General features: G+C 36.7%; 17 protein-coding genes, 3 pseudogenes and 3 riboswitches. Of the genes and pseudogenes, 10 read left to right on the forward strand and 10 right to left on the reverse strand.

The genetic code is table 11. The features are described from left to right. Positions 1-87: 87 nt before the first annotated feature. The 3 genes and pseudogenes from CWR48_RS21110 to CWR48_RS20635 form a co-directional block, all read left to right on the forward strand. Positions 88-258 (forward strand): annotated as a pseudogene (locus CWR48_RS21110) (dihydrofolate reductase family protein); the annotation flags it as partial. Positions 259-521: 263 nt separating this feature from the next. Beyond that, a pseudogene (locus tag CWR48_RS18885) lies at positions 522-713 on the forward strand (helix-turn-helix domain-containing protein); the annotation flags it as partial. A gap of 339 nt (positions 714-1,052) precedes the next feature. Then, positions 1,053-1,238 carry a DUF6176 family protein gene (locus CWR48_RS20635; RefSeq protein ID WP_115774841.1) on the forward strand — a complete coding sequence of 62 codons (186 nt, stop codon included), beginning with the start codon at positions 1,053-1,055 and terminating at the stop codon, positions 1,236-1,238. Positions 1,239-1,333: 95 nt separating this feature from the next. Here the strand turns inward: CWR48_RS20635 and CWR48_RS18895 are convergent, their stop codons facing one another. Continuing rightward, on the reverse strand, positions 1,334-1,804 hold the full coding sequence (locus tag CWR48_RS18895; RefSeq protein WP_115774842.1) for a hypothetical protein: 471 nt from the start codon (positions 1,802-1,804) through the stop codon (positions 1,334-1,336). Between the two features lie 553 nt (positions 1,805-2,357). Here CWR48_RS18895 and CWR48_RS18900 point away from each other — a divergent pair. The 3 genes from CWR48_RS18900 (at position 2,358) to CWR48_RS18910 (ending at position 4,144) form a co-directional block, all read left to right on the forward strand. After that, on the forward strand, positions 2,358-2,789 hold the full coding sequence (locus CWR48_RS18900; protein ID WP_115774843.1) for an NUDIX hydrolase: 432 nt from the start codon (positions 2,358-2,360) through the stop codon (positions 2,787-2,789). 477 nt (positions 2,790-3,266) lie between these two features. Then, positions 3,267-3,653 carry a hypothetical protein gene (locus CWR48_RS18905; RefSeq protein ID WP_245976864.1) on the forward strand — a complete coding sequence of 129 codons (387 nt, stop codon included), beginning with the start codon at positions 3,267-3,269 and terminating at the stop codon, positions 3,651-3,653. A 125-nt stretch (positions 3,654-3,778) separates the two neighbouring features. Next, positions 3,779-4,144 carry a hypothetical protein gene (locus tag CWR48_RS18910; protein ID WP_115774844.1) on the forward strand — a complete coding sequence of 122 codons (366 nt, stop codon included), beginning with the start codon at positions 3,779-3,781 and terminating at the stop codon, positions 4,142-4,144. A 150-nt stretch (positions 4,145-4,294) separates the two neighbouring features. On the opposite strand, the gene CWR48_RS18915 is transcribed toward CWR48_RS18910, so the two are convergent. From CWR48_RS18915 to CWR48_RS18925, 3 genes are read right to left on the reverse strand one after another with little or no spacing between them, the layout of a single operon-like run. Then, positions 4,295-4,762, reverse strand: a complete 468-nt coding sequence (locus CWR48_RS18915; protein ID WP_115774845.1) for an Hsp20/alpha crystallin family protein — start codon at positions 4,760-4,762, stop codon at positions 4,295-4,297. Positions 4,763-4,785: 23 nt separating this feature from the next. Beyond that, on the reverse strand, positions 4,786-5,028 hold the full coding sequence (locus CWR48_RS18920; RefSeq protein ID WP_115774846.1) for a spore germination protein: 243 nt from the start codon (positions 5,026-5,028) through the stop codon (positions 4,786-4,788). Between the two features lie 16 nt (positions 5,029-5,044). Beyond that, entirely contained in the window at positions 5,045-5,308 is a 264-nt protein-coding gene (locus CWR48_RS18925; protein ID WP_115774847.1) for a spore germination protein, read from the reverse strand. Positions 5,309-5,726: 418 nt separating this feature from the next. On the opposite strand from CWR48_RS18925, the pseudogene CWR48_RS20950 reads away from it, so the two are divergent. Beyond that, a pseudogene (locus CWR48_RS20950) lies at positions 5,727-5,945 on the forward strand (sulfite exporter TauE/SafE family protein); the annotation flags it as partial. A 105-nt stretch (positions 5,946-6,050) separates the two neighbouring features. Next, positions 6,051-6,437, forward strand: coding sequence for a DUF5661 family protein (locus CWR48_RS18930; protein WP_211316782.1), 387 nt, complete (start codon positions 6,051-6,053; stop codon positions 6,435-6,437). 776 nt (positions 6,438-7,213) lie between these two features. Here the strand turns inward: CWR48_RS18930 and CWR48_RS18935 are convergent. Together CWR48_RS18935 and CWR48_RS18940 are read right to left on the reverse strand one after the other, a co-directional pair. Further along, positions 7,214-8,662, reverse strand: coding sequence for a DEAD/DEAH box helicase (locus CWR48_RS18935; RefSeq protein WP_115774848.1), 1,449 nt, complete (start codon positions 8,660-8,662; stop codon positions 7,214-7,216). Between the two features lie 588 nt (positions 8,663-9,250). Then, positions 9,251-10,729 (reverse strand): alanine/glycine:cation symporter family protein, encoded by a 1,479-nt coding sequence (locus CWR48_RS18940; RefSeq protein WP_211316783.1) that lies wholly within the window; start codon positions 10,727-10,729, stop codon positions 9,251-9,253. A gap of 60 nt (positions 10,730-10,789) precedes the next feature. Beyond that, positions 10,790-10,874: riboswitch (glycine riboswitch) on the reverse strand. A gap of 3 nt (positions 10,875-10,877) precedes the next feature. Then, positions 10,878-10,979, reverse strand: a riboswitch (glycine riboswitch). A gap of 91 nt (positions 10,980-11,070) precedes the next feature. Continuing rightward, positions 11,071-11,149: riboswitch (ZMP/ZTP riboswitch) on the reverse strand. Between the two features lie 336 nt (positions 11,150-11,485). Here CWR48_RS18940 and CWR48_RS18945 point away from each other — a divergent pair. Together CWR48_RS18945 and CWR48_RS18950 are read left to right on the forward strand one after the other, a co-directional pair. Further along, positions 11,486-11,935, forward strand: a complete 450-nt coding sequence (locus CWR48_RS18945; protein WP_115774849.1) for a hypothetical protein — start codon at positions 11,486-11,488, stop codon at positions 11,933-11,935. Next, entirely contained in the window at positions 11,923-12,210 is a 288-nt protein-coding gene (locus CWR48_RS18950) for a YxcD family protein (RefSeq protein WP_115774850.1), read from the forward strand. The genes CWR48_RS18945 and CWR48_RS18950 overlap by 13 nt, the downstream gene beginning before the upstream one ends. A gap of 40 nt (positions 12,211-12,250) precedes the next feature. Here the strand turns inward: CWR48_RS18950 and CWR48_RS18955 are convergent, their stop codons facing one another. The 4 genes from CWR48_RS18955 to CWR48_RS18970 all read right to left on the reverse strand — a co-directional run bounded on the left by CWR48_RS18955 (position 12,251) and on the right by CWR48_RS18970 (position 16,661). Further along, the gene (locus tag CWR48_RS18955) at positions 12,251-14,122 is read right to left on the reverse strand and encodes an ABC transporter permease (RefSeq protein WP_115774851.1); all 1,872 of its coding nucleotides are present in this window, start codon (positions 14,120-14,122) and stop codon (positions 12,251-12,253) included. Further along, on the reverse strand, positions 14,097-14,861 hold the full coding sequence (locus tag CWR48_RS18960) for an ABC transporter ATP-binding protein (RefSeq protein WP_115774852.1): 765 nt from the start codon (positions 14,859-14,861) through the stop codon (positions 14,097-14,099). The genes CWR48_RS18955 and CWR48_RS18960 overlap by 26 nt, the downstream gene beginning before the upstream one ends. A 94-nt stretch (positions 14,862-14,955) precedes the next feature. Next, the gene (locus CWR48_RS18965; RefSeq protein WP_115774853.1) at positions 14,956-15,957 is read right to left on the reverse strand and encodes a sensor histidine kinase; all 1,002 of its coding nucleotides are present in this window, start codon (positions 15,955-15,957) and stop codon (positions 14,956-14,958) included. Then, positions 15,957-16,661 carry a response regulator transcription factor gene (locus tag CWR48_RS18970; RefSeq protein WP_115774854.1) on the reverse strand — a complete coding sequence of 235 codons (705 nt, stop codon included), beginning with the start codon at positions 16,659-16,661 and terminating at the stop codon, positions 15,957-15,959. The genes CWR48_RS18965 and CWR48_RS18970 overlap by 1 nt, the downstream gene beginning before the upstream one ends. Positions 16,662-16,752 lie beyond the last annotated feature (91 nt).

Below are 16,752 nucleotides of genomic sequence, written 5' to 3' on the forward strand. Positions count from 1 at the left end.
CGTTTTCTAAGCACTAAGCTAGGCCCGTAAGGGGGCACTACGTTTTGCCGAATTGGGTTTACCCGGACCGCTTCGCTTTCAACCTGCATCCTGGAGCTTGATTTGATAGATGAGTATAAAATTACGGTTTCACCCGTCCTGATTGACAGCGGGTTGCCGTTATTCCAAGGTCTCAAGGAGAAGATCAATCTTAAACTTATCGAAAACAAGACATTTGATTCTGGAGCCATAGGCCTCGTTTACCAGAAGGTTAGATGACCTTGTCTCCTAAAGTAGATTACGCTAACCTGATTACGTTAGCACAATAAAAGCAGCGGCAGTCTAGGTCTTTCGAGTTCCTAGACCGTCACTGCTTTTTTTACGAGTCAGTCTAATTCAGTTTGTCGGGTGATCGTGTCGTTAAGATTGGATCTTCCACAAACGGGCGAAATTGTTACATAAGCTTCTCTGTTTCTTCTTTTCCTATATGGTGCGATAATCAAAGAAGGATTATCGCACCAGTTTGTTGAAGTTATTAAAAAATGTCAATCTCAGAGCTCGCCGAAAAAGCAGGAGTTGCGAAGTCCTATTTAAGTTCTATTGAACGAAATTTGCAATCCAATCCTTCGATCCAGTTTATCGAGAAGATTAGTAATGTGTTGGGAGTCTCTATAGACGACTTAATTAATACCAAGGAAAACGATTCATCTGAATTAGACAGCGAATGGTTACGAAGGAGTTGACGTATTATTTTAGAAAATATATTTGCTGTCATAATCTTTTTGTTAATACTAGGGTTTTGCTTTTTATTAATGTATCCAGGTTTTAGAATCATATATAAAACAACACAAATGTCAAAAAAAAATAGTGATACAGAGTTAACAAGGGAATTAGATTCATTGAAACAGCGGGTTGAGTTGCTTGAAAGAAAATTAGATAACAGATAAAAGAAATAAACACTAATTCGTTATTCAGTTAACTGGTGCAATCCTTAAAGAAGGAAAATGCACCTTTTTTGTTGAATTTATACTATAGAGTTAGTAAAGATGAATAAGTAGAAAGGATATGTTTGTTTGGCATTAAATGTTGATTTATCTAAATTTAAAGTTAAAAGAGGTAAGACTGAAGTAGTTGATGAATGGATGAACTTTTTAAACGAACATATTGATCAAGTACTCTTAACTTTAAAAGGTGAGAAAATGTATGTACGGGTGGCGTCAAGAAAATGCGGATTTACAACGCTAAGCACATTTCCCTGACGCCACCCGAGAATAGACTCTTAAAATGGAGAATTAATTTTCCTGTAACTCTTTCACTTTTCTATAAAATGTTGTCTTTTTATCCTCTGTCGTAGTCAATGATTCTCATTATGAGAATCAAAAAGCATTAGATATGCAAAAAAATTAGGTGTGTCTTGTTTAACATGAGATGTGTCGATTCCACGTTCGATAAGCATATCCACTTTTAGTTCTTCGCAATTGGAGGTTATTTCATTTAACTGGGATTCAATAATGACAAGTATTCTTTCATTACCGGAGTTAATCTTCATATGATTGTAGTAATAATCACTTTTTTCATTTTTTACTACTTCATACGAAATGAAATTTAAGTTATCCAAGTTAGATATTATAGGGTCGTTTTTGTGTGCATGAGTATAGTTAAGAATTGTCATTTTCAAGAAAATAATTTCAGATTCAGATAATTCTGTTTCGACAAGATCTAATTTTTTTTGAAATGCGGAGATAACGTCATTAACTGATTGTAACGGTCGAATCTTATGGGAATATTGCTGTTTCAAATATGCTTGGTACTCATCATGATCCACTTAATCACCTCAATAAAAAAAGAAATGAGAGATGCTCTAGAGAACATCTCGATATTATTACTATAGCATATAATCGCATAGGGTACTTTAACTATACCAACAGTTACTTCTGATCTGTACCTTAGTTTCCTTAATTGGGCTTCTTGAATAAGCCATGATGTTTGCTGTGAATCAATAAGTATAAAGTTTTATTGAATTGGCCATTGTCCAACAATATTCGTGGTACTCAACCAACCGGAGCTTGTTACATATAGACCAGAATTGTTACGCATGAAAATATAATGGCCTTGCTATTATATTTTTATAATAAAGAGTTTGGATTTGAAGATTGGAATAAGATAAGTAATCCAGATATTTATTTATTAAAGTCAGAAAACAATGAAATAACATGTGAGCGTATATGGAGTTGAAATGTTAGCTGAGATTGTTAACATTTTCACTTGAACTAACGGGTGCATTACTTCAAGAAGGAGTTCGCACTCTCTTTATTGAAGTATAAAGAGATGTAAGTGCTGCGGTAATAACGAATTAAATAAAAGAGAGGGGAATTTTTTTGGGACAAAGTACTACACATACATACACACCGCCAAAACATTTTGTTTCAGCTGCAACTATTGTAATTAATGATAATAAGGAAATTCTGTTAATCAAAGGTCCTATGAGGGGTTGGGAAATGCCAGGTGGAATAGTTGAATTAGGAGAATCATTGAAAGATGGTGCGATTAGGGAAACCAAAGAAGAAACCGGCATAGATGTTGAAATTTTAAAGTTCTGTGGCATATTTCAAAATGTAAAGAAATCAATTTGCAATACACTCTTTTTAGCTAAACCTATTGGTGGCAACTTAACAACCTCAGCAGAAAGTTTGGAAGTAGGTTTTTTTCCTATTGAACAAGCCTTGAAAATGGTTACGGTAGGAAATTTCAGAGAAAGAATTGAATACTGTCTTGATAATAGCAAACACCCTTTTTATATAGAATTTTAGATTTCATGGAAATTAGAGATATTGGTATTTGTTCTTCAACAAAATGGTGCTTTAACACAATAAGCAGATCGTCTATACGGCGGTCTTTTTTTAACTAATGGGGCAGAGCTGAAGAAGGAAATAGAAAATAAAAGTAGAATTTATTTAAAGGATTGAAATTCTTATTCTGAGTCAGAATAGTTAAACAACGATTAATTAATTGGGAGTTAGAAGATGAAAAATAAAAAAAGAAATAGAGACGGCTTTTTTAAAGATACCCTAATTGAGTTTTTATTTGAATTGGTTTGGAACATCTTAATGTTTATACCAAGAATGATAATTCGCTTAATAGGGAACATTTGGTGAAGTAGTTAGTCAAAATAGAGCTAACGAGGGCGATTACAAATAAGAGCTGTCGTTTTTTTACAACTAGATAGGTTAGTGGAAGAAGAAACTTATGATAGAGTATTTCCGACTATATATAAAGGGGGTAATACATTGGCTAAAAAGTTATTTTACGTACTGATTGCATTAGCGTTATTTATGATTAGTGGATGTTCTAATGAAGGGGAAGCAACCACAGTAACAAGTGACAGTATTGATGCTGAAGAAGTCTTAACATTGAATCCTGATGCTGATATTTTCCAGTATGATGGAGTTATTTATGAAACTAATATCGATTGGGTTGAAGAATTGTCTTTAACAAAAGACGTTCAAATCGGTGAAATAAAAACAAAAAATGATAGTAATACAGATTTCAAAGATGAAATGGCAAATAAACTTCCAGTTGGTGCAAAGATTTTTTCAGCCAAGGAAAGAGGAGATATTTTAATCGTTGAATTAGAAGGAGAAATCTTGAAATACCTTGCAATAGTTGAAGGGTAATCAATAACAGTCAATGATTGTGAAAAACAACCTTTTTAAACATACAGGGCAGGATTGTTTAAAAAGGTTACTGAATTTATAAGGGAAATACGTATGGAAGCCAGTGGATACAAGGGAGGAGAATTATGAAGAAAACAATTAAACTACTTATTTTCGGGATTTTAGGGGTACTTTTAATATTTATGGTTATTGGAATAGTTTCTTTGTATTCTACATCCAAGTCCGAGAACCAAATGCCAATTGAGATGGTAGCTTTCAGTAGTTTAACTGATGAAGAAAGTGCTTTAATTCCAGTAAGCCCAAAGGATTCAATTGTAAAACAAGTACCTGTTAATAATGATATAAAAGCATCAATTGATAAAAATTATGCCAAAGACAAAGTTTATTCTGTTACTTTTAATAACACTGAGACTGATACCACTGGAAACCTTGTAGTGTTTGTTGGTTTGGATAAAAAAACAGTTCTTGGGAAATGGTTCACCAGTGAATAAAAAAGGTTCTTCAACTAACTGGTGCTTTACTTTAATAAGGATTGTACTCAAAAAATTTATAAAACATAATCTTTTGAGTCAATCTCTTATTTTTAATGATTTTATGAATGGTGAAATAGCGTTCATGTAAGAGAGTATGGCATAGGTGCCTTACCAGTTAAATTGTAATGGTGTAATTTCGTTCAAGCGTGGATATATTACTTGAACCACTCCATGGTATAAACTTAGTTGAATTAGTTGTGGTTCGGTTGGTTCAGGGAGTTGGATAGTTCGTTCAAAGTCTCCATAATATCGTTCTGTTACGATGGCTGTTTCTGGTGAAAGCGATGGTTGCTGAACCGTTCCCTTAATGATTAATTGATGTCTTGACTGTAAAGATATGTGAATAGCTTTCGGGTCTATTCCAGGAGCTTCAATCAAAATATAAATATGCGTACCATCATTATAAACATCGATTTTAGGATAATCTGTTTCTTTCTTTAGATCTACGGAATCCTTCTTTTCTTCTCTTTTGAAGAATTTTTCTGGTGGATATTTATCATTCATATTAGGCCATAATCCGCTTTTTTGGAAGCTATGCGTAAAGTCAACCCACTTTTTTACTTTCTCCACATCCATAACATCACCCCACTAATATCCACTTAGACCTGACCAACCATTGGCAGTGATGGGTTTGCTATTTGATCTTGATCACTAACATCTGAATCAGCAATACTTGTATTTAATTGTGATCTAGCACCAGACAAATCCCCCATAGAAAAGTTAACACCAAATAACTTTGTATTAGAGGTATGACTGTTATGAACAGTTGGACCAAAATCTAGATTTCCATTTTGTGTTACACCGTTTACCTTAATACCTGAAATGTTTATCTGATAAGGCATATGAATTCTCCTTTTTTTAAAATTCTCCGAGTTTTAGGTTTGGAAGCCCTATATTGGCTGAATCGGCATTTCCGATGTCTGTTTGATCATTTACATCTGGATCAATATAAATATTTTCCATCATTGCTTCATTGTTTGATAAATCACCATAAGATGAATTTACGCCCTGGGATTTAATTTTGGAACTATGACTATTATGCACTGCTTCACCGATTGTTATTGAGCCATTACCTGAAATACTATTAACTTTAAAATTATATAGGTTAATCGTAATGTGCATCTTACTCATCCTTATGAAGTCTTTGATGTACTATATGTAAGTTTATACGTATAAGTTCATGTGGAAAGGGCGGACGGTTTTTCTATTCTCCCCGTTCTGACTAATCGGCTAACTCTGCATTATAAAATAGTGTCGTTTTTCTTATATTTCTCTTTATTCGTCTTATGAATCTTCTTACTTAACTGGAAAGGATAACAAACCATGCAAAAGTAACTCCCGAAAAAGTAGTTATGCTACATAATCGGATTTTAGTTCCATTTCTGCACTAAGTTTTTCTCGTCGATTCCTTTCCAGAATAATAAAACAGCAATTAGAATGGTCAAGACGATTCCACCCATATGAGATATATGGTATGTAAATCAAAATCAATGTTAATATCAAATAAGATATATGTTAAGTTATGTCCGTAATAAAATAGATATTTCTCATCGGTTTTGTTGGTTCCTTCATCTCTGGAATGGTTGGGATAGGTGGATCAATCATTATATATTCAATGTTATTATATATCCCTGCAATGATTGGGCTATTTCGGGCACATTGCCATTCAAGTATTGTTTGCAACCATTGGTAGCGTATGGGCATATCGAACAAAACCTTAACCATTTATATGTGTGCTGCTATTCTGATTGGGTATTTTAGTTCCCAGTCCACGTCTGAAAATGGATCAGCTTTTAGAAGACATGCTCATAAATAGGTATCTAACGTATATTGTTAATAAATACCTTTTTAGGAGGGATGTGTTTTGTACTACTACAATGATCCGTATTTGAACAATTTCATTAAGGGGTATAATTTTGATACGCAATATCTATATCCAAGTACAGGAAGTCATTGGTATAGAAATACTGGTTCTATCAATAGAGTTAAATCTTTTTCCAAAGAGGAAGCAGCAGCAATCGCATTACTTTTAGGCATTGATTTTAATAAAAGCAAGTTTGATTTAGATGAGTTCTGGATAGGGGTAAATACAGAACTTGAACATGGAAAAATATCCAGCCAAACGAATGTTACAGACGATAATCCTTTAATTACTGGGAAAATTGCATTGGCTCATCTTAATGAGTTTCCTGATTACTACAAAAGATTAAAGGTGCTTGAGAATGAAGCAAAAGCCTATTGGAATAAATGATTTAATTGGATAAATGATAGAAGTAGCTTATATTCGAAGCGAGTTTGTGAAGAGATAATCAAAAAAATATGCACAAGAGATAGGAGGTTAAATACGTTTACACCAATATCATTTGGGTCTGGGGTACAGCCCTTAGAAATACAAATTATTTATGAAAGAGTTCTTGAATAATATGCGTGCGTTCATGTTTCGTTAACGGGGGCTTTATTTAATAAGAAAATGTTCTCATTGATGGTCTGATATCCAGTTTTCTTAAATATATAATATTATGAAGAGTTTAGAAGGAGGAACTGTGAATAAATATTATCGCTATAGAAAATTCAAGTTGATTATCCAGTTAATTTCTTTTATTTTTGCAATCGTTTTAATTATGTCATCTATTTTAGGTTTTAATGATATGAAATGATTATTATTATTGCTCTATTCAGTATTAGGTATCTTGTTTGCACTTGAAATCACATTTGCGTTATATAAAAAGCTTAATAGAAAAATACGCATTCCACATAAACAAAAAGATGTTTTTTCTTCAACTAAATGGTGCTTTAGCATAATAGGCAAATAGTCAGTATTGCGGTCCTTTTTAACTAAATGGTCGCAGTTTAGTGAATTAAGGCGATATAAAAAAACGCTCGGAGTTGATTTTACTTCGAACGTTTTTCTATGCTAACTGTAATATGACTTATGCTATTAATTCAGTTGTATTTCTATTACTATTTTACTTTTGATTTTTAGTTTTCACCTCAAAGCCGAACCCGTTAATATAAAGGTCTGCTTTTTTACTTCTTATTCGCTTCATAAACTTTGAGTAATTTACCTTTTACTTTCGTGTTCTTCATCGTCTGTAAAACAAGTGGACCCTTGCCATTTAATATTTCTACGAAGGATATCGTATCCTGGATTGTAATAATCCCGATGTCTTCTGCCGATACACCATCTATTTTTGCAATGGTACCAACGAAGTCAACTGCCCGAAGCTTCTTTTTCTTTCCACCATTAAAGTATAACTTCATGATTTGTTTATTTAGCTGTTCACTTTTCGACTTCTTAATTGTTGGCTTCTTTTTCATTTTTTCTTCAAAGCCCGGTTTATTAGTCGCGACTTCCTCTTCTGATGGTGCAAGTCTAGTTGAAATTTTAAAACCGATATATTCCTCAACCTCGCTCAAGAAGCGATCTTCAAACGGCGTTACCAAGGTAATGGCTTTTCCGCTGAGTCCTGCTCTTCCTGTTCTTCCTGTACGATGGACATAGCTTTCCTTTTCTAAAGGGATATCATAATTAATGACATGGGTAATATTATCAATATCAATTCCCCTTGCAGCAACGTCTGTCGCGATCAAATAGCGAAATTGGCCCTTTTTAAAATCATTCATAACTGCTAATCGATCGTCTTGTTCCATGCCGCCATGGATTTTATCACAGCTATAGTCTAAATCCGTTAATTCATCACACAACGTATCGACTCTATCTTTTGTTCGACAAAAGATAATGCAGCTATCTGGATTCTCAACAACCGTTATGTCTCTAAGCAAAGAGAGTTTATCCTTTTCAGGAACTTCATAAAGAAAATGTTCAATTTTATCCGTCGTCAGTCCCGTCGCTTTTATTTCAATATCAATTGGGTCTTTCATATAGTTATGCGCTAAGCTTTTCACTGCTTCAGGTAAGGTAGCAGAGAATAGCAGGGTTACTCTTTCTTTTGGTAACTTATTGATGATTGCTTCTACTTGTTCAATAAATCCCATATTTAACATCTCGTCCGCTTCATCAATGACAAGATAGCGAATCTTATCTAGCGCAAGTGTATCTCTCTCGATATGATCCATTACACGTCCAGGGGTTCCAACTACAACATGTGTTTTTTGTTTCAGTTCCGTTTTTTGAATGGCAATCGGCTGTTTCCCATAAACAGCGGTTGCTTTAATCCGTTTAAATCTCCCTATGTTAGTCAAGTCGTCCTTCACTTGAACAGCTAGTTCCCTCGTCGGAGTTAAAACCAATGCCTGTGGCTTGTTTTCCAGCCAATCAACCAGCTCACAAATTGGAATTCCATAAGAAGCTGTCTTCCCACTTCCTGTTTGCGATTTCGCTACAAGATCATGCTTCTGTAATACATACGGAATAACCTTACGTTGAACCTCTGTTGGCTGATCGTATCCTAATTCCTTTAATGCGTTTGCTATATCAGTACTTAATTTATAATCCGTGAAACGCTCTTGCGTCATATTTTAACCTCTTTTATATTATTTCTCTTTTTTATTTCTGATTCTATGCTATTTTAAAGCAGCTTTCTAAAGGTTGGGACTACGATTACTCGTCCCACCAACTAACTTTGCTTAGAAGAGCAATTGCTCTCAGGCCAGTCGCTCCGAAAATACACTTCGCTTTCCGCGGGGGGCTGGTGAGCCTTCTTGTGCTATCGCACTTCGAAGTCTCACCTAGGCCCTTCCTCCCGCAGGAGTCTTCGTGTACTTTCTCCGCTAGGATTGAGCAAAATCTATTATACGGGATTGGCTAATGCACTAACTATCGCCGTTGATTGCAGCGGAGGACAGGAGACTCCTGCGGGAACAGCTCGAGCCCTAAGGTGCGCGACTGTCCGAAGCGGAAATCAAATTTGCGCCTATTTCGCATTTTATCTATAATGTAACTAACGATTAAAAATCATCCTTATTTAAAGTTTAGTATAACATGAATGATACCTGACCATTCATTTTTCTCGGTGGGTATAAAAAAAGAAGCAGGTCGCACAAAAATGTAATTTTGTGCGACTGCTTTACTAATAAATTGATAATAATTGATTAGCTATTATGCTATGAAATTTTCTCATCATTGGAATTGTCATCTTTTTTCAGCTTATATCCATTAGCCCAAAAATCTGCATTCTTAATCCCAAGCTTCGTGGAATTGAAGGTCGGATCCAATCCCTGTCCTTTTTGGTGTTCATAATCCTTTAAAGCGATAATTGCTGGCTTCGCTAATAATAAAATTGCAATATAGTTCAGCCAAACCATTATACCAAGTCCAATATCACCAAATATCCATGCGAGCTGTGATTCCTTTACAGCCCCGTAAAAGGTTGCAGCAAGTAGTGCTATTTTTAAGATACTCGAAGCGATGCCACTGTATTTTCCCTTTATTAAATAAGCTAGATTTGTTTCGGCGATATAGTAATAGGACATGATAGTTGTAAAAGCAAAGAACAATAGCGCAATCGCAACAAACCCAGAGCCGAATCCAGGTAAAATAGTATTGACTGCTGCTTGCGTATAACCCGGTCCTTCCTCTACCCCGGAAATATTCTGAACGATATATTCTCCCGATTGCTCATCAATAGTATTAAACTGGCCTGTAAATAAAATCATAAATGCAGTAGCAGTACAGACTAAGAAAACATCTAAATAAATCGAGAATGACTGGACAAGCCCTTGCTTCACCGGATGCGATACTTCCGCAGCTGCCGCAGCATGTGCACCCGTACCCTGCCCTGCTTCACTTGCATAGAGCCCACGTTTCACACCCCAAGCAATTGCAGCCCCAAGAATACCGCCGAATACCGAGTCTCCCCCAAATGCGCTGGAGAAAATCAAGGTAAATACGGCCGGAATCTTCTCGAAATTCATTGCAATTGTCAAAATCGCTACCAATATGTATCCAATAGCCATAAACGGTACAATAAATTGCGCAACATTTACAATTCGTTTAATCCCACCAAAGATGATTAACCCAAGAATCGCGACAAGGATAATACCCGTTACAACTGTGCTCGCCCCAAATGCATTGTCAAGTGATATTGCAATTGAGTTCGATTGGACTCCAGGCATTAAGAGTGCCATCGCAATCAATGTTGCAACAGCAAAAATAATGGCATACCATTTTACGCCGAGTCCTTTTTCAATATAATAGGCTGGTCCACCACGATATTGTCCATCCTGCTTTTCTTTATATATTTGTGCAAGTGTAGATTCAACAAATGCTGATGCAGAGCCGAAAAAGGCAATGATCCACATCCAAAATACAGCTCCAGGTCCACCAAATGCGATTGCCGTTGCTGTACCCGATATATTTCCTACACCCATCCGACCAGATAATGCTAATGATAAAGCCTGGAAAGAGGAAACTCCTTCATCAGAGCTTTTTCCTTTAAATAATAGCCCAATCATATCTTTAATATGGCGGACTTGGAGAAATCTAGATTTTAATGTTAAGTAAAGCCCTACCAATACACAAAACGTAATTAGAATCGGACTCCATAAAAAATTATTAATATTATTAAATATTTGCTCTATCAAAGAAAACTCCTCCTCTTATTAGAGGACAGAAAAAAAGAACAAATCACGCTCTACCCATTCCTCTGTCCTTTTACCTGAAAGTTTCATCCTAAAAGATAGGATATTCCCCATTGGTGGCGTTCAATTAACTACGCGCTCTCCAGAGTTACGTCCGACTGTGATCCTTTTACCTGAGAGATTAATTTCAAGGGTTTTCTTGAATCTTGCTCCTTCGGTGGCTTTAATTCTTGCACTCTCTCACAGCTTTCATCCGCATATTCATTTAATTTTTGCTGAAAACGTCAATTTCTAGCTCCGCCCCTCCTTTATAAGCATAAAGAGCTAAGGGGTAGTATATCCCTTAGCTCTGCCCAGGCGAACGGCTATTCAACGAATGTGTTCCCTCACGGTGGTCCGTGTTCGCCAGTCACACATTGTCTTTTCTATTAATATTATCGTAGCAGAAATCCCATCATGCTTCAATCTTTTTTTCAATTAATTCCCATTATTGAACCATAAACGACGGCAGAATAATGCTTGCTAGTACAATTTATGCAACTTATAAGATGTGATTATTACAATATAGCGGATTTTGCCGAATATCAGCGCTTTTCCAATTATATCGGTATTTTCCAACCCAAAGCGTCAATTATTAGTTCTTCCATTACCTGTAAAAACGGAAACTTTTTACAAATACATCATTAAAAGAGATGAAATAGTAGCGTTTATAGTATAATAATGATACAACATGATTTAATAAGTAACGGAGGAAAATAAATGAAAAAAATTTTAGCAGCATTACTCGCAGTAACACTCGTATTCTCACCAATAGGCAACTTACTTTTGCAGGATGAGCCGACAAGTGTTGAGGCAAAAGGTTATAAATCCGGAAAGAAAAGCTTTAATAACAACAATAGTACTAATTCGAACAATAGTTCATTTTTCCAAAACAATAAGAAAGACTCTGTTTCAAATAATAAATCTACAACCAATACAACAAGTAATAAAGGTGGATTTATGTCAGGCGGTCTAATGAAAGGACTAATGCTTGGCGGTCTTGCTGGATTATTATTCGGCGGGCTATTTGGCAATATGGGTATGTTAGGTTCTATGCTAGGACTTGCAGTTAATATTCTTGCAATAGTCGCTATTATCGCGATCATAGGCAAAATCTTCTCCTTCTTTAAAAATAAGAAGAAAAAGGATACAAATCCATGGAGAAGCTAGTCATCCCTGAACAAGATATTATCAACGCGATTTGTGTATATATCGCTAGGAAAAAACAAGTTACACCAGAAGAGGTCGAAGTAGAACTCATGTATGATGATGATACTGGGTTCTCTGCAGAGGCTTTTGTTGCTGGTCGGAAGCAGGTTCTCATTACAGGGAATATGATTGAGGCGCTACGGATATGGCTAGAAGAGTTTTTGAATGAGGATCCATTTTCAGGAATCAAGCTCGAGCTTGATGATGAAGAAGGTATCATTGCCATTATTAGATAAGTAAAGCGGTCATAGGTTTAACGCCTATGACCGCCTTTTTTTATATTACTTCTTTAATTTGCTTCGTATAGAAATAACGGACGAAAAAGAAGTAGATAATCTGAATACTCAAGAATGTTCCTAGCACCATCACGGATTGTTTAAACATATTATAGTAGAACATATGAGATAATGCCGTTAGTGCAACTGCGCCATGAATGAGCGCAACAACAATCGGTGCGAAAAAGAGAATTGCTGTCTGTCTGTTAAGCACTCTTTTCAATTCTTTTTCTGTTAATCCCATTTTAGAAATGGATTTGAACTTTTGTTTGTCTTCGTCTAAATCAGCGTAAAGTCGGAAATAGAGAAAGCTTCCAGCAGAGACAAAGAAAACAACACCAATGAATAGTCCGACAAACAATATCATCCCATATGCTTTATTCACTTGATACACATTATATTCACCCGATGTAATTCCATATGGTGGGAGTTCCGCATATAGCTTCTCGGCAGCATCTAGCACATGCTCTTCTCCATCTGTTGCCTGCCATGCGTAAAAATTCCACTCATCATTTGCATGCGGTAGTGCCTCATAATCCTTATCTGAAACAACATAATACGAATCAAATGCTGGTAAAGCTCTAGAATAAATAACTTCCTTCGGGTGTGGTTCCAGCGTGACCCCTGTATTCAGCTCCACCGCTTGTGTCAATAACTCCTGTGTCTGTCCATACGGCAGCCCTTCAAACTCAACAACAGTCATCTGACCATCCTCAATATCAATCGTGTCCTCCCCAATTAACGCGGCAAATCGATTGAAATCCGATTCCTTTGCGATTAGAATACTCGGATCCTCACCTATTTGGAAATAGCGAAGCATCATCTGCTCCATATTTGCCTCTATGTTTTCATCCTGTAGTGTTTGATTGATTAAAGCAATATCCTCTGCTTTATCACCATCATATGCATCATATGTGAATGTATTCGGATTGGATATTTTCATCCCATCTGTAAGATAAGATTGAAACCCGAATAATGTGCCAATCGCACTAAATGCTACCGTTGAAATGATCGCGACCATAAAAAACGTCCGCGCATTATCCTTCATCCGGAAAGAAAGATCGGAGAAGAGAATCATATTGGTTTTATGCCAAAAGATGTTTTCCTTCTTCTTAAGTTTGCGAATGATGTAAACACTTAATTGCGTAAATAGGAGATAGCTACCAATAATAACAACCACGATTACAGGGATCATAACAGCGATTACTGTCACTCCTTCCACAAGCAGTGCAACTGCATATCCTGAACCGAGTAACAGCACAGCAATAATCGACAGGAAAATATTTGCTTTCGGTTCACCTTTTGATACCTTATTCGCTTTAATTAAATCGATAAGCTTCTTACTTCTCAACACATAAGCAACGAAAAGGGAAATAAAGAAAAACAAAATAATAAATGAAATAAAGGACAAACCAATTGCCTCTAATGGAAAATAAAAATTCAGTGCTCCGTCAATAACTAGCACGTTTTCTGCTATTAGTAAAATCCCTTTAGCAAACACGATTCCAAGAATAATACCACCTAGTGTTGCAAACAAACCAATTACCATGTTTTCTAAAAATACCATGGACCGAATTTGCCGCATTGACATACCTTGCATCATCAATAATCCGAATTCTTTCTTACGTGACTGAAGGAAGGAGCTCATCGAATATAAGACAAAGAAAAAAGAAAAGACATAAATAATTCCCCCAGCGACATACATCCCTTGCTGGACACTTCCATGTATATCATCGCCAGCCAATTCTGGATGGAAGGCGAAAATCACGAATGTGAAAAATACCATTACGGTAAACATACTGCTTAGAAAATATGCAGCATATAGTCGTTTATTACGGACGACATTATTAAACGCGAATTGACGAAAAGTCATTTGCATCGCCCCCTAATAATGAAAGTGTATCGATAATCTTCTGGAAAAAGGCTTGGCGATTATCCCCACGATGGATTTCCGAATAAAATTTTCCGTCACGGATGAAGACAACACGATTACAGTAGCTGGCAGCTTGCGGATCATGAGTTACAAGCATCATTGTTGCCTTGTCCCGCTGATTAATTTGCTCAAGCATGCCCATTACATCTTTAGACGCCTTAGAATCAAGGTTTCCCGTCGGTTCATCTGCCAGTAATAGCTTCGGCGTATGAATCATGGCTCTTGCTACTGCTGCACGCTGGGCTTGCCCACCAGATATTTCATACGTGCGTTTTTTCAAAATCTGTGTTATTCCTAGTCTTTCAGCAATTTCACCTACCTTCAGCTTCATCTCTTTCACACTTTTCCCGTCCAAGGTCAATGGCAGGACAATGTTTTCTTCAACCGTTAACGTGTGCAGTAAATTAAATTCCTGGAAGACAAAGCCTAATTCACGTCTGCGGAACTTCGCTAATTCCTCATTTTTAAGACGATTGGCATTTTTCCCGTTAATTAGGATTTCACCTGTTGTTGGTTCATCAATCGTTGCGATCATATTTAGCAACGTTGTTTTCCCACTTCCTGAAGGACCCATAATCCCAACAAATTCGCCATCTTCAATTGTTAAATTAATATCAGTTAATGCACGGTACGCAATTTTACCTTCATAAATTTTACTTACTTGCTTTACATTTAGCATCACAAGATCTCCTTTCAATTAATGTTTACTTTGATCTGTGATTAGTATAGCGCCTATCACTCTTCCTGAACTATCGATTCGCCTTTCAATTACCTTACAGTACTGTAAGGTTCTGTGTTTCTGAGAAGATAATTCGGATGCTTGTCCCTTGATTAACCTCTGATTCAAGCTCAATGTGATGACCTAAATGGTCCGCCGCTTCCTTCAGTAAATATAGCCCCATTCCCGTAGATTCTCGGTACTTCCTTCCGTTTTCCCCAGTATAAAAGGGATTGAAAATTCGTTTTTGATCCGTATTCGGAATACCAGCTCCAAAATCCTTTACTTCTAGCACGGCAGCTTTATCACGTTCGTAAATGGAAATCACAATGCTGCTGCTTTTACCTGCTGAATATTTTACTGCATTGCTAATAAGCTGTGAGAGCATAAAAAACAGCCACTTCTCATCGGTTTCCACCTTGATACCTTTCGTTTTCTCCTGCAGCTTAGGATAGACTTGGTTACGTATATAAAAGCGTTTATTCTCCCCATTTACTTCATTCACAATATCAGCTAAAGACACCTGCTTTATATGAAAATCCTGCTCAATCGTTCGGAGACGCGCCATATAAAGGATGGTGTTTAATCCGTTTTTCATTCGTTCTGTTTCTTCACGAATATTGGAGGATTCCGGCTCATCCAGATTTTGCGCGGAAAGTTCTATAACCGACAGTGGCGTCTTCATTTGATGTACCCACTGATCCATAAACTTCCGATGCTCCTCCTGCTCAGATTCTAAATGCTTGATTCCCTTTATGTAGTGACGATATTGATCCTTTAATAACGAATCGAGGGCTTTAGAAATAGGTGATAAATCTGTATCCTGGTAGGAATCGTCCAATTTTTCGAGTGGTTCACTAAGCCGCTGGTAGAATTTACGCCGACTATAGTAGTTATATAGGAGATAACAACTAAGAAAAAAGAGTACAAGGAAAATCGCATAAATTGCTGCGCTAATCTCATGATACCCATCAAGCCAGTAGATCGATGCAATAATGATAAACTGGAATACTTGCAGTACAATCAATGGTGCATGTTCATTGAAAAAGAGCTTCATTACTTGTCCTCCTTCGTCCAGGAAACATGTAGACGATAGCCTGCACCACGGACGGTTTCCACCGCATCCTCAATCCCAATCAATTGGAATTTCTTCCGTACTCTTGTAATATTCACGTTAAGCGTATTTTCATCGACATATGCTAGATCATCCCATAATTTTTCCAGTAAATCCTCACGTCCAGCCACCCGTGGATAACGATCCAGCAGACTTTCAATAATGTCTGCTTCCTTTTTAGATAGGGATGCAGCTTTTTCGGCAAAAGTAAGCTCTAATCTTTCCGGGAAGAATCGAAGTCCATCTCTTTCCAGTACCCTCTCTTCCACTTTTGCTGCATATTCCCCATATGCACGGCGGAGTTGGCTGCGAATCTTTGCCATCACAATTTCCGGATGAAATGGCTTTGTGATAAAATCATCGCCGCCATTCTCTATGGCCATCACCTGATCCATTTCACCAATCCTAGCTGAAATAAATATAACCGGACAAATCGATTCCTTACGAATTTGCCTGCACCAATAGTAGCCATCGAAGCTCGGAAGATTAATATCAAGCAATACAAGATCAGGCGAATATTGATGGAAATCCTCCATTACATGGTCAAAAACCATCACCTTCATTACCTCGAATTCATATTTTTGGATATGATTTCGCAAATGATCCGCAATCTTCGGATCATCCTCTACAATCATAATTTTATTCATTACGCCCACTCCCTATAGTTTTTTAAGGTGCCTGTTCCCCCGAAGTTTGTCGAAAATCGGCGGAAGCACGAGGGATATCAGCCACTTTTCA

Origin of the sequence: Oceanobacillus arenosus (genome assembly GCF_003369575.1) — a bacterium.
Classification (GTDB): Bacteria; Bacillota; Bacilli; order Bacillales; family Amphibacillaceae; genus Oceanobacillus; species Oceanobacillus arenosus.